We start from the raw sequence: 12,888 nt of genomic DNA, 5'->3' as shown, positions 1-12,888 counted from the left end.
CCCGGCGCCAGGCCCTCGGCAGCCCGGTCACCACACCCGGTGACCGGGCTGCCGTCACGCTGTGGCGGGCACTAGGTTGGGTTCCGTGGCGCGCTACGGACAGCAGTACGGACCCGACTTCACCTTCCTCGGCGTCGATCGCTGTGACCTCGACGACGAGAGCACGTATGCCGGCGCCGACGTCGTGATCGTCGGTGCGCCTTTCGACGGGGGGACGTCGCACCGCGCGGGTACGCGCTTTGGACCGCAGGCCATCCGGATGACCGACTACCTGCCCCACGACGGCTCGCGGCCGTCGCTGGCGCTGCGCACCGACGGCCTGGTCGACCTCAAGGTCCTCGACGCCGGCGACGTCGAGATGTACTCCGGCGACATCGAGACGGCGCTGCCGGCCCTCGAGGCGGCCGTCGAGAAGGTCGCACGCGCCGGGGCGATCCCGGTGGTGCTCGGAGGGGACCACTCCATCGCCTACCCCGACGCCAAGGGCGTCGCCAACGTCATGGGGCACGGTCGGATCTCGATGATCCACTTCGACGCCCACGCCGATACCGGCGACATCGAGTTCGGGTCGCTGTGGGGGCACGGCCAGCCGATGCGCCGGCTCATCGAGTCGGGTGCGCTGCGGGGTGACCGGTTCCTCCAGGTGGGGCTGCGCGGCTACTGGCCGCCGCCGGAGACGCTGGACTGGATGGCCGAGCAGGAGATGCGGTCGTACGAGATGACCGAGATCGTGCATCGCGGTCTCGACGAGGTGCTGACCGACGCATTTGCCATCGCCACGGACGAGTGCGAGGGCGTGTTCCTGTCGGTCGACATCGACGTGTGCGACCCGGGGCACGCCCCCGGCACCGGCACCCCCGAGCCGGGCGGCCTCAGCGCACGCCAGCTGCTGGACTCGGTGCGCCGCATCTGCCTCGAGCTGCCCGTCGTCGGGGTGGACGTCGTCGAGGTCAGCCCGCCCTACGACCATGCCGACATCACCGCCGCACTCGCCAACCGCGTTGTGCTCGAAGCACTTTCGGCCATCGCGCGACGGCGCCAGGACGAGCGTGACGGCACGAAGTGGGACCCGTCGCTGCCGCTGCTGTCCGGCCGCAACGGCGCGATCCCGCAGGGCCACATCCCGCACCACCACACGCACGAGACCCACCACGACACCGAAGCCCGCGGCATACGGACGGATAACGGAGGCGACCACTGATGGCACCCACGCAGAAGGCCCTGCTCGACTCGGTCCCCAAGCAGCTGCTCATCGCGGGCAAGTGGCGTGACTCGAGCGACGGCACCACCATCGCCGTCGAGGACCCGTCCAGTGGTGCCACCCTGGCGCGGGTCGCCGACGCCACCGTCGCCGACGGCAAGGCAGCCCTCGACGCAGCCGCCTCGGCACAGGCAGATTGGGCCAAGACGCCGCCGCGCGACCGCGGCGAGATCCTGCGGGCTGCCTTCGAGCAGATCAGCGAGCGGGCCGACGAGTTCGCGATGCTGATGACGCTCGAGATGGGCAAGACCCTGGCCGAGTCCAAGGGTGAGGTCGTCTACGGCGCCGAGTTCTTCCGGTGGTTCAGCGAGGAAGCGGTCCGCATCCACGGCCGCTGGTCGGTCGCGCCCAACGGCGCCACCCGTCTGCTCACCATGAAGAAGCCGGTCGGGCCGACACTGATGATCACGCCGTGGAACTTCCCGCTGGCCATGGGGACTCGCAAGATCGGTCCCGCCATCGCCGCCGGCTGCACCATGGTCGTCAAGCCGGCCAGCCAGACGCCGCTGACGATGCTCGCCCTCGCTCAGCTGCTGATGGACTGCGGCCTTCCGGCCGGTGTCCTCAACGTCGTGACCACCGATCACACCGGTGAGGTGATGGAGCCGCTGATCCGCGACCCGCGCCTGCGCAAGCTGACCTTCACCGGTTCGACGGGGGTGGGTCGCCGGCTGGTCGAGCAGTCGGCCGAGCAGCTGCTGCGCGTGTCGATGGAGCTGGGCGGCAACGCGCCGTTCCTCGTCTTCGAGGACGCCGACCTCGACCGCGCCGTCGACGGCGCGATGCTGGCCAAGATGCGCAACATCGGTGAGGCCTGCACGGCAGCCAACCGGTTCATCGTGCACGAGTCGGTGGCCGGGGAGTTCAGCCGCAAGTTCGCCGCGAAGATGGCTGCGCTCACCGTCGGCAAGGGCACCAAGAAGGGTGTCGACGTCGGGCCGCTCATCGACGGCAAGGCCCGCGACGGGGTCTCCGAGCTCGTCGCGGACGCGACGGCCAAGGGCGCCACCATCGTGACCGGCGGCAACCAGGTGCCGGGACGCGGGTACTTCTTCGAGCCCACCGTCATCACCGACGTCCCGATGAACGCGCGCATGATGACCGAGGAGATCTTCGGTCCGGTCGCGCCGATCACGACGTTCCGCACCGAGGCAGAGGCCATCCGCAAGGCCAACAGCACCGAGTACGGCCTCGCGAGCTACGTCTTCACCCAGGACGTCGGCCGGGTCATCCGGGTCAGCGAGGGCCTGGAGTACGGCATGGTGGGCATCAACCAGGGCATCATCTCCAACCCCGCCGCGCCGTTCGGCGGTGTCAAGGCGTCCGGTTTCGGGCGCGAGGGCGGCTTCGAGGGCATCGAGGAGTACCTCGAGACGACCTACGTCGGCATCGCGCCGTAACGACGGGACGAAGTAACGGACGGGTCGCCCGCGTCGCGGCCTGTCCGGAGCACCCCGATTTGCCCCGTTGGTGCACGACCCGCACCACCTGATCGAGCGAAAAGCACCGCACCGCAGCACTTTTCGCGGTTCAATCACGGGCATGGCTGTGGACGACCTCGGGTCGGTGTCCCGACTGCACGCGGCGCCGCTGACGCGGTCGGCGGCTCGTGGTGGCCAGCCGCTGCGCTCGCTCGCCGACGTGCTGGTCGAGACCGACGAGCGGCTCCAGAGCGGGCGAGCGGCGGGTGCCCGGGTCTGGCCGACGGGCTTCGACGCGCTCGACTCCGCACTGACCGGTGGCCTGCGGTCCGGTGAGCTGGTCCTGCTGGGCGGGCCACAAGGGCTCGGCAAGACGGCGATGGCGCTGCAGCTGCTGCGCAACACCGTCGCTGGCGGCCGCACCGGCGTGCTGTTCTCCTACGAGCACGACGCGCACTCGGTCCTCGAGCGGCTGCTCGCGATGGAGGCAGCCGAGGCGGAGGGAGCTGACGCAGTCACCCTCACCGGCGTCCGGTCGCTCTTCGAGGCCAGGCACAGCCGCGCCAACACCGTCGCCGGACGGTTTGCCGACGCGACCGGTGGGCCGCAGGCGCTCGCCGCGGTCGCGGCATACGGGGAACGTCTGCACATCCACGCCAGCAACGGTCGGCACACCACCCCCGACATCATCGCCTCGACGGTCTCGGAGCTGAGCGCGCGTGACGGGCGGCCACCCCTGGTCGTCGTCGACTACCTGCAGAAGGTGCCGATCGGCAAGGAGGGCATGGGCGAGGACGAACGCATCGCCACGGTCGTCGAGCGGCTCAAGGACCTCGCGCTAGAGCTTGGCGCGCCCGTCGTGGCCATCGCAGCCGCCGACAAGGGCAGCCTCGCGCCCGGCAAGCGGATGCGCGTGCACGACCTGCGCGGGTCGTCCGCCCTCGCCTACGAGTCCGACGTCGTCCTCATGCTCAACGACAAGTACGACGTCGTCGCCAAGCACCACCTCGTCTACCACCTCGGCAACGCCGAGCGGTTCCGTCAGTGGGTCGTCGTGTCGATCGAGAAGAACCGGGGCGGCATCGACCACCTCGAGCTGGAGTTCCAGAAGCGGTTCGACCAGGGCCGGTTCGACCCCGAGGGCCGGGTCGTGGAGGAGCAGCTCATCGAGGAGCGGGTCTTCCGCGAGTGACCGTCGGGGGTCTGAGGCCGCGAGCGGGTATGCCGCTGGCCTAGGTTGGGCCCATGTCGCCGCAGCAGCGCCGCACCCTGCGCACCCTCGGGCTGGTGCTGGCGTGCGTCCTCGTGCTGGGACTGTGGTGGTGGGCCGAGCGCGGCTCCTCCGGCAGCGGCACCGACGCCCCGGGTGGTCAGACACGCGCCACGGCCGTCGCGCCGAGCAACGGTGGCGGGACGCCTCGGCAGCCCACCCGCGGCGGCGACACCAGTGGCCTGCCAACCGTGTCGGTCTCCGACCTGCCGCCCGAGGCGCGCAAGACCGTGGACCTCATCAAGGCCGGCGGACCGTTCCCCTACGACCGTGACGGCGTCGTGTTCCAGAACCGGGAGCGGATCCTGCCCGGCAAGCAGCGCGGCTACTACCGCGAGTACACCGTGCCCACGCCGGGGGAGAACGACCGGGGCGCCCGCCGCATCATCACCGGCCAGCAGGGGGAGCTCTACTGGACCGCCGACCACTACGACTCGTTCTCGGTCATCGTGGAGGACCCATGACCACCACGCTCGGCCCCGACACCGCCATCGCCGACCTCGTGCGTTCGCTCCAGCGGGAGGGGGTGGACGTCGAGGTGGTCCCCGCCGGTGACGACAAGCGCGACTCGCTGCGGCTCTTCGGGGAGGCCCTGCGCTTCCCCGACTGGTACGGCCACAACCTCGACGCGCTCTTCGACTGCCTGCTGACCTACGTGCACGAGGCGCCGGCGCCGGTGCACGTCATCTGGGACGGCACCGCGAACCTGCGTGCGGAGCACCCCGACGCGTATGCCGGAATCGTCCAGGTGCTCGACGACGTGGAGTCCGAACGGCCCACGTTTGCCGCAACCGTCGTCGAGCGCTGACGGTCGCGTCCGGCCCACGGCGCCGATGGGTGACAATGGGTGGGTGACTTCCCCTCGCAGCGTCGCCGTGCTCGGGTCGACCGGCTCGATCGGCACCCAGGCGCTCGACGTCATCGCCCGCAACCCCGACCGGTTCCGGGTGACCGCGCTGTCCGCGGGCTCAAACCTCGACCTGCTCGCCGAGCAAGCCGTCGCCTTCGAGGTCGACCTCGTCGCCGTCGCCCGTGGCACCCACGAGGCGGTCGCCGAGGCGATAGGGGCGTATGCCGCGGCGGCCGGCCGCGCGGCATACCGGCCCGCCGTCGTGGTCGGGGACGAGGCCGCGGTGACGGCCGCGGGGTCCGGCGCCGACGTGGTGCTCAATGGGATCACCGGCTCGATCGGGCTGCGGCCGACGCTCGCCGCGCTCGCGGCCGGGTCGACGCTCGCGCTGGCCAACAAGGAGTCGCTCATCGTCGGCGGGCCGCTCGTCAAGGCGGCGGCGCGACCGGACCAGATCGTGCCGGTCGACTCCGAGCACTCCGCCATCGCGCAGAGCCTGCGCGGCGGCACGGCTTCGGAGGTGCGGCGGCTCGTCGTGACGGCGAGCGGCGGGCCGTTCCGGGGGCGGTCGCGCGAGTCGCTGCGCGACGTGACGCCGGCCGACGCGCTCGCCCACCCCAACTTCTCGATGGGGCGGGTCATCACGACCAACTCGGCCACGCTGGTCAACAAGGGGCTCGAGGTGATCGAGGCGCACCTGCTCTTCGACATCCCGTTCGAGGCGATCGAGGTCGTCGTGCACCCGCAGCAGCTGATCCACTCGATGGTCGAGTTCGTCGACGGGTCGACCATCGCGCAGGCGGGTCCGCCGCGGATGCTCGTGCCGATCGCGCTCGGGCTGTCGTGGCCGGAGCGGCTGGCCGACGTCGACGTGCCGGTGGACTGGACCAAGGCGCAGACATGGGAGTTCGAGCCGCTCGACGACGACGCGTTCCCCGCGGTGCGGCTGGCGCGGCAGGTCGGCGCGGCGGGGGGAACGTACCCGGCGGTCTACAACGCCGCGAACGAGGTGGCGGTCGATGCGTTCCACGACGGGCACATCGGCTTCGTCGACATCGTCGACACGGTGGCGCGCGTCGTGGAGGAGCATGCCGGGTCGGGGATCGATTCGGGCGAGCTGTCCGTTGAGGACGTGTTGCGCGCCGACGAGTGGGCGCGCGCACGGGCAGGAAAGGTGCTGGGCTTGGCGACCATGGACGATGCAACGGGGCAGGGGGCGCGGTCATGACCGTCCTGCTCTACGTGCTCGGGGTGCTGTTCGTGGCGCTCGGTGTCGGGCTGTCCATCGGGCTGCACGAGATCGGCCACCTGGTGCCGGCGAAGAAGTTCGGCGTCAAGGTGACGCAGTACATGGTGGGTTTCGGGCCGACCGTGTGGTCCCGGCGCCGGGGCGAGACCGAGTACGGCATCAAGTGGATTCCGCTCGGTGGCTACATCCGGATGATCGGCATGTTCCCGCCGCGCCCGGGTGACGCGCCCGGCACGCTGCGCGTGTCCTCGACGGGCCGCTTCTCCCAGCTCGCCGACGAGGCGCGTCAGCTGAGCCTGGAGGAGATCAAGCCCGGCGACGAGGACCGCGTGTTCTACAAGCTGCCGGTGTGGAAGAAGGTCGTCGTCATGCTCGGCGGCCCGATGATGAACCTGCTCATCGCGGTCGTCCTGCTCACCGGGATCGTGACGCTCTATGGCGTGGCCACGCCCAAGGACGGTGCAAGCGTCGCGGCGGTGAGCCAGTGCGTGGTTCCCGCCAGCGAGGCGACGGCCAAGAAGACGTGTGCCGCGTCGGACCCGCAGACGCCGGCGCTCAAGGCCGGTTTCAAGCCGGGTGACCTCATCGTCTCGATCAACGGCGAGCCCGTGAACCGGACCAGCGACGTCTCGCGGCTGGTGCGGCCCCGCATCGACCAGGCCACTCCGGTCGTCGTGGAGCGCGACGGCTCGCGGACGACCCTGTCGGTCACCCCGATCAAGAACTCCGTGCAGCAGGTCAGCGCCGACGGGCAGCCCGTGGTCGACGCGTCGGGCAAGCCGGTCACGGTGGACGCGGGCTTCATCGGCATCTCCTCACAGACCCCGATCGCGTTCGAGCCGCAGCCCGTGACGGCGGTCCCGGCCATCGTCGGTGAGCAGCTCAAGGCCACGGCCGGTGTCATCCTGCGCATCCCGCAGAAGATGGCCGGCGTCGCGCAGGCCGCCTTCGGTGAGGGGGAGCGCGACCCGAACGGGCCGGTGTCCGTGGTGGGTGTCGGGCGGATGGCCGGCGAGGCCGCCTCCGGCGACATCTCGTGGATCGGTGGACCCAACGGGATCAACCCGATCGTCTTCCTGCTGAGCCTGCTGGTGTCGCTCAACATGGCGCTGTTCGTGTTCAACCTCGTGCCCCTGCTGCCGCTCGACGGCGGCCACGTCGCAGGTGCGTTGTGGGAGGGGCTCAAGCGGTCAGTGGCGCGGCTCCTGAAGCGCCCGGACCCCGGCCACGTCGACGTCGCCAAGGCATTGCCGGTGGCGTATGCCGTGTCATCGGTGCTGATCGTGATGTCGGTGCTGCTGATCTATGCCGATGTCGTGAAGCCCGTGAACCTCGGCGGCTGACATCGCCTGTCCCCTTCGGGCCACTACGGCTCGGTGTTGGAGTGCGGACCAAGCGCGGGTGGCCCGAAGTGCTGGCGGTCTTCGACTTCGGGCCACTGCGGCTCGGTGTGCCGGTGCGGGTCAAGCGTGGGTGGCCCGAAGTGCGGGGGGTCATTCCGGCATGAGCAGGGCGCGGCGATCCTCGTTCAGGCCGGCCAGCCGTGCTCGGGCGTCGGCAGCCTTCCGACGCACGTCGTCGAGCGCACGCTGGACCTGCCGTCGAGTGTTCTCGAGCTCGGCGGCGACACCGCGGACCTTCTGCTGAACCGCCAGGTCGCTGAGCAGGTTGTCCGCGAGAATGTCGACCACCTTGGCCGTCCTGCCGACGGAGAGCTCAGGAACCCGTGGAACATGGCTGCCCCGTAGTTCCCTGCGAAAGCGGTCGACGCTCGCCCGGGCGCTTGCCAGCTCGCGCTCAGCACCCTCGAGACGCTCGAACTTGGCGACGGATGCCACCAGGCCGCCGCCGACGGTGTCCACCGACGCCCACACGTCGGTGGACCGGGCAGACTCCAGCGCACGGCCCAGGTCCAGGTCGGCTCCCTCACCCAGGGCCGCGACGTGGTCGAGACGCGACAGTTCCACGGTGAATCTGGTGATCTGCTCGGCCAACTCAGCCAGGCGGAGCCCCACCGACGACCCTGACGCGCGTAGCGCTGCATCCTTCGCCTCCATGGCTGCGCCCAGGCGATCCGACGCGCCTTGGACCTGCTTGGCCTGCGCCACGACCGCATCCCGCTCCCGTCGCAGCTGAGACAGCTTCGCCTCAGCATCGCTCAGGGCGTCACTGGCCTCGGACGCCTCGGCGCTCTCCCGCTCGATGTCACGGGAGAGGCGTCCCCGAAAACTCGCCAACCCTCGCGTCCAGGACGTGCGCTCCAATCGCGTCACGTCCCGAGCCTCGTCGAGGGCGCGTTGACGACGCTCCTCGACCAGCAGCTCAAGTCGTCGGACCTCGGTGAAGAGAGCCTGCGTCCGAGCTGCTAGCGTGGCCTCGCAGGCTGAATCTGTTGCCGCAGAACGAATCTCGGCGTCCAACGCTGACATCCGCAGCTTGTCCTCATCCTTCCCCGTTCCCATCGGGCCAGTGAAGCAGCAATACAACTCGAGTCCGAGGGCTTGTCCACAGGGTCCGATGCCCCACCGCGCGACTCGTTGCCGGCCACTCGGCATACTCACGCGTTGTGGTCGCCGCATGCCGAGCGACCGGCAACAAGTCGGGGAGGGCTCAGGCCTCGATGCGCAGGGCCTCGACCGGGGTGACGGCGACGGCCCGGCGGGCGGGACGGCGCGACGACACCAGCACCAGCACGAGACCGGCGAGGGCGATCACGATGAGTGCGGGCAACGGCAGCCCCCACACGAGCCCGGTCGTCATCACGCCAACCAGGGACTGGGCCCCGAGGGTGCCATAGACCAACCCGAGGGCGATCCCGAACAGCACCGCCGACGCAGAGAGGGCCACGGACTCCTTGGTGATCATCGTCCGCACCTGCGAGCGGGTGAAGCCCAAGGCGCGCAGCAACCCGATCTCCCGGTGCCGCTGCAGCACGGTGAGCGACATCGTGCTGACGAACCCGACCGCGGCGATGATCGAGGAGATCACGATGATGCAGATCAGCACGGTCGAGGCGACGCTCAGCACTTGGCGCGCCATGGCGGCCTGCTCAGGGTCGAGATCCCAGGACGACACGGAGTCGCTGAGCGCTCGCATGCCCGAGGCGAAGGTCGTCACGAGGGTCACCCCGATGACCAGTCCCATCGTGGACCGGGTCGTGCGCAGGGGGTCGAGCACGGCGTTGCGCCGGGCGATGCGGCTCGACGGGTCACCCCCGAGCAGCCGGCTGAACATCGAGACCACGCGCGGGATGACGAACCGTGCCCCGATGAGCAGGCCCGTCGCCGACGCGACCGATCCGAGGAAGGCGATGAAGAAGCCCATCTCCGACGACTCGCCGACCATGGCACCGAGGCCCAGCACTGCGAACCCGCCACCGAGGAAGAGCACGGCGAGGACCGCGCGCAGCACCGACTTGCGCAGGGGAGCGCGACGGTATGCCGTGGTGCCGGCGAGTGCGGTCGCAGGCGAAACCCCCAGCACCACACGGGATCCCAGCCAGCCGGCCACCATGGCGGACGCCGCGATCAGCACGAACGCGACGGCCAGCTGCGGGCTCACGAGTGGGTAGTCCCCCTTCGGCATCGTGCCCCGCGAGACGAGGACGATGCGGACGACGTCGGCCAGCGCCGTGCCCGCCAGGAGACCGGCGGCTGCGCCAACCGCCCCAACGGTGACCGTGCTGCGCATGACCGACCGGCGCAGGCTGCGGGCGCTGGAACCGAGGAGCCGCAGGAGGGCGATGTGCCGCAGACGCCCCGAGATGACGGTGTCGACCGCGTTGATGATGACGACGGTGCCGACGTAGAGGGCGATACCGATGAACACGCTCGCCACGACGGTCAGCATGGCGTCGGCACCACTGCCACTGCCGTCATCGAGCGCGCCCAGCATCGACGCAGCCATGATCAGGGTGGCGGCATACGCACCGCACAGCCCGGCCACGAGGCCGACCGTGCCCAGCTCGCGCAACGAGCCAAGGGTGAGATTGCGGGCGTTCATGCCGGGGCTCCGATCTCGAAGCCGATGAGCAGGTCGGAGATCTGCTGCGGCGTGAGCGGGCCGTGGTCGCCGACGATGCGACCGTCGGCGATGACGAGGATGCGGTCGGCGTAGGACGCGGCGACCGGGTCGTGGCTGACCATGGCGATGGTCTGGCCGTACTCGCGGCTGGCCGTGCGCAGCAGGGTCAGCACCTCGCGCGAGCTGCGCGAGTCGAGGTTGCCCGTGGGCTCGTCGGCGAAGATGATCGCCGGCTGGCTCGCCAGGGCGCGCGCGATGGCGACGCGCTGCTGCTGGCCACCCGAGAGCTCGCTGGGGCGGTGGTCGATGCGCTCGGCGAGGCCGAGGGTGTGTACGAGCTGGTCGATCCACTGCCGCTGCTCGGCCGTGACCTTGCGGCCAGCGAGGTCGAACGGCAGCAGGATGTTCTCCAGCGCCGACAGGGTGGGCACGAGGTTGAAGGCCTGGAAGACGAAGCCCACCTGCTCACGGCGCAGGACCGTCCGTCCCTCGTCGCCGAGCTTGGACAGCGGCTGGCCGGCCAGCACGACCTCGCCACTCGTGGCGTCGTCGAGACCCGCGGCGACGTTCATGAACGTCGACTTGCCGGAGCCCGACGGGCCCATGATCGCGGTGAACCCACCACGCGGGATCGCGACGCTCACCTCGTCGAGCGCGGCCACGCGACCGCTGCCCTCGCCATAGAGCTTGGACACCTGGTGCATCGCGAGCACCGGCTGGGTTTGGTTGTGCTGCAAGGAGATTGATGAAGTCATGCCTGCAACGCTAGGGACCAGGCGGGGGTCGCCACATCAGGCCAGGGATCGATTTCGCATACATCTCAAGAGGTATGCCGCGTGGTGGCGACCCTTGCATAACCCTCGTTGCGCGGCATACCTCGGCTTGCTGACCCGACGTTCGTCGCGCAACGGGGGGTATGTGTCGAGGCGTCAGAGGAGGCCGTGCTCGTAGGCGTAGACGACGAGCTGCACGCGGTCGCGCAGGTCGAGCTTGGTGAGGATGCGCGAGACGTGCGTCTTCACGGTGGCCTCGGACAGGAACTCGGCCTCGGCGATCTCGGCGTTCGACAGCCCCTGTGCCGCCCGCAGCATGATCTCCCGCTCGCGCGGGGTGAGTCGCTCGTACTCCGCACCGGGTGCCGTCGTTGCGCGCTCCCGGAAGCGCTCGAAGACGGCTCGCGTCGCGCCGGCTGCCACGACCTGGGTGCCGTCGGCCACGGCGCGGATCGCCGCGAGCAGCAGCTCGGGCGCAGACTCCTTGAGGACGAACCCGCTCGCCCCTGCCTCGATCGCGTCGGCCACGAGATCGTCGAGGTCGAAAGTGGTCAGCACCAACACTTTTGGTGCGCTGTCGCCGAACTCGGCCACGATCCTTCGGCTCGCTTCGACTCCGTCCATCCGCGGCATACGGACGTCCATCAGGACCACGTCGGGGCGAGCCGAGGTGACCAGGGCGACCGCCTCGGCGCCGTCGGCGGCCTCGCCGACGACCTCCAGGTCGTCCTGGCTGCCGATCACCATCGCGATGCCGGCGCGGAACATCGCCTGGTCGTCGACCAGCGCCACGCGGATTGTCACGACGATCCTCCCGCCGTCGGCAGGTGCACCCGGACGGCCCACACATCACCCTCACGCCCGGCCTCGAAGGTGCCGCCCGCCACGGTGGTCCGCTCGGCCATCCCGACCAACCCGTGCCCCGTGTCGCCGTCGGTTGCCGGGGTGGCGCTGACGCGGTTGGTCACGGTGAGACGGTAGCCGTCGTCCCAGTCCTGGGTGAGCACGACCGGTTCCGACAGGTCCCCGTGCTTGAGTGCGTTGGTGAGCGACTCGGCGAGGAGCCGGTGCGCGGTCAACGCCACCAGCGGTGACTCGTCGCGGGTGCCGGTCTCGCGCGCCTGCAGGTCCATCCCGGAGGCGCGCATGCGGTCGATGACCTCCTGCTGCTGGGCGTAGCCGGGTGTGGTCGGCGCCAGCGCGGGGTCGCGCAGCTGCGCGACGATGGTGCGCAGGTCGGTGATCGCCGTCCGCGCCGTGTCGCCGATGACTTCAAGGGCGCGCTCCGCGGCCGCGGGGTCCTGCCGCAGCGCGTAGCGTGCCCCGTCGCTCTGGGCCGCGACGACGGCCCAGGAGTGCGCCACCACGTCGTGCATGTCGGCGGCGATGCGTCGCCGCTCCTGCTCGACGTCGTAGAGCTCGCCCAGGCGGCGTCGCTCGGCCGCCTCGAGCTGGGCATCGACGCGAGCCTGGACGGCCTGGCGGCGCTGCCACCGCAGGTATCCCGCGACCCATCCGCCAGCCGTGAACACCGCCGTGAGGGCCGCCAGCCCGGCACACACGGCGACGGTCTCGAAGATCGAACGCTGCGGCGCGTCCTGGACCAGCGCGGGGAAGAGTCCACCCACCACGGTCGCCACCACCGCTGCGACGAGTCCGAAGCGCCGCACCGTGGGCGCCCGGTGGCCACCAAGGGTGAAGAAGAGCAGGGGGTATGCCGCGTCGGCCAGATAGGCGATGTTGAAGGTTGTCACCTGCACCACGGCACTGGTGAAGGCCAACACGGACATCGCCTGCCAGGACACCCGGCGGACGGCCAACGCCAGGCCCAGCAACACCGCCGCCACGACCGCCGAACGGCCGAGGCTCCCGTGCAGCAGGGCCATCACCAGCGTGAAGCCGGCAGCCCCGACCACGTCGAGCGCAACACCGCGCCGCGACGGCCGCCACGCATCGCCCCACACATCGGTCACCCGCCAAGGCTAGGGGGCACGCAAGCCGCGCGCGTCCGCCCGCGGGACCACGCGGCATACCTCTCGAG

At 70.3% G+C, this 12,888-nt stretch carries 12 protein-coding genes; 7 read left to right on the top strand and 5 right to left on the bottom strand.

All coding sequences use genetic code 11. The features are described 5' to 3' along the window. The first annotated feature begins 85 nt into the window (after nucleotides 1-85). The 7 genes from speB to HJG52_RS05810 all read left to right on the top strand — a co-directional run bounded on the left by speB (nucleotide 86) and on the right by HJG52_RS05810 (nucleotide 7,394). Complete coding sequence (speB, locus tag HJG52_RS05840; protein WP_171242537.1) at nucleotides 86-1,201, top strand: agmatinase; 1,116 nt, start codon at nucleotides 86-88, stop codon at nucleotides 1,199-1,201. Then, entirely contained in the window at nucleotides 1,201-2,661 is a 1,461-nt protein-coding gene (locus HJG52_RS05835; RefSeq protein ID WP_171242536.1) for an NAD-dependent succinate-semialdehyde dehydrogenase, read from the top strand. Before speB ends, HJG52_RS05835 begins: the two co-directional genes overlap by 1 nt. Nucleotides 2,662-2,803: 142 nt before the next feature. Further along, a complete protein-coding gene (locus tag HJG52_RS05830; RefSeq protein WP_171242535.1) occupies nucleotides 2,804-3,874 on the top strand; it encodes a DnaB-like helicase C-terminal domain-containing protein in 1,071 nt (356 codons plus the stop codon). 53 nt (nucleotides 3,875-3,927) lie between these two features. Continuing rightward, entirely contained in the window at nucleotides 3,928-4,416 is a 489-nt protein-coding gene (locus tag HJG52_RS05825; RefSeq protein WP_171242534.1) for a guanyl-specific ribonuclease, read from the top strand. Continuing rightward, the gene (locus tag HJG52_RS05820) at nucleotides 4,413-4,760 is read left to right on the top strand and encodes a barstar family protein (protein ID WP_171242533.1); all 348 of its coding nucleotides are present in this window, start codon (nucleotides 4,413-4,415) and stop codon (nucleotides 4,758-4,760) included. The genes HJG52_RS05825 and HJG52_RS05820 overlap by 4 nt, the downstream gene beginning before the upstream one ends. Nucleotides 4,761-4,785: 25 nt before the next feature. Continuing rightward, nucleotides 4,786-6,030 (top strand): 1-deoxy-D-xylulose-5-phosphate reductoisomerase, encoded by a 1,245-nt coding sequence (gene dxr, locus HJG52_RS05815; RefSeq protein WP_171242532.1) that lies wholly within the window; start codon nucleotides 4,786-4,788, stop codon nucleotides 6,028-6,030. Then, nucleotides 6,027-7,394 (top strand): M50 family metallopeptidase, encoded by a 1,368-nt coding sequence (locus HJG52_RS05810; RefSeq protein ID WP_171242531.1) that lies wholly within the window; start codon nucleotides 6,027-6,029, stop codon nucleotides 7,392-7,394. The genes dxr and HJG52_RS05810 overlap by 4 nt, the downstream gene beginning before the upstream one ends. Nucleotides 7,395-7,544: 150 nt before the next feature. Here HJG52_RS05810 and HJG52_RS05805 read toward each other — a convergent pair whose 3' ends face one another. The 5 genes from HJG52_RS05805 to HJG52_RS21210 all read right to left on the bottom strand — a co-directional run bounded on the left by HJG52_RS05805 (nucleotide 7,545) and on the right by HJG52_RS21210 (nucleotide 12,820). Next, nucleotides 7,545-8,471, bottom strand: coding sequence for a hypothetical protein (locus HJG52_RS05805; RefSeq protein WP_171242530.1), 927 nt, complete (start codon nucleotides 8,469-8,471; stop codon nucleotides 7,545-7,547). Between the two features lie 190 nt (nucleotides 8,472-8,661). Further along, nucleotides 8,662-10,053 carry an ABC transporter permease gene (locus tag HJG52_RS05800; RefSeq protein WP_171242529.1) on the bottom strand — a complete coding sequence of 464 codons (1,392 nt, stop codon included), beginning with the start codon at nucleotides 10,051-10,053 and terminating at the stop codon, nucleotides 8,662-8,664. Then, entirely contained in the window at nucleotides 10,050-10,829 is a 780-nt protein-coding gene (locus HJG52_RS05795) for an ABC transporter ATP-binding protein (RefSeq protein ID WP_171242528.1), read from the bottom strand. The genes HJG52_RS05800 and HJG52_RS05795 overlap by 4 nt, the downstream gene beginning before the upstream one ends. A 174-nt stretch (nucleotides 10,830-11,003) precedes the next feature. Next, complete coding sequence (locus HJG52_RS05790) at nucleotides 11,004-11,651, bottom strand: response regulator (protein ID WP_171242527.1); 648 nt, start codon at nucleotides 11,649-11,651, stop codon at nucleotides 11,004-11,006. Further along, nucleotides 11,648-12,820: a histidine kinase gene (locus HJG52_RS21210; protein ID WP_171242526.1), complete on the bottom strand. Its 1,173-nt coding sequence runs from the start codon at nucleotides 12,818-12,820 to the stop codon at nucleotides 11,648-11,650. Before HJG52_RS21210 ends, HJG52_RS05790 begins: the two co-directional genes overlap by 4 nt. Nucleotides 12,821-12,888 lie beyond the last annotated feature (68 nt).

Origin of the sequence: Knoellia koreensis (assembly GCF_013041615.1) — a bacterium.
Lineage (GTDB): Bacteria > Actinomycetota > Actinomycetes > Actinomycetales > Dermatophilaceae > Pedococcus > Pedococcus koreensis.
This window is presented reverse-complemented; position numbering and strand designations above follow the sequence as displayed.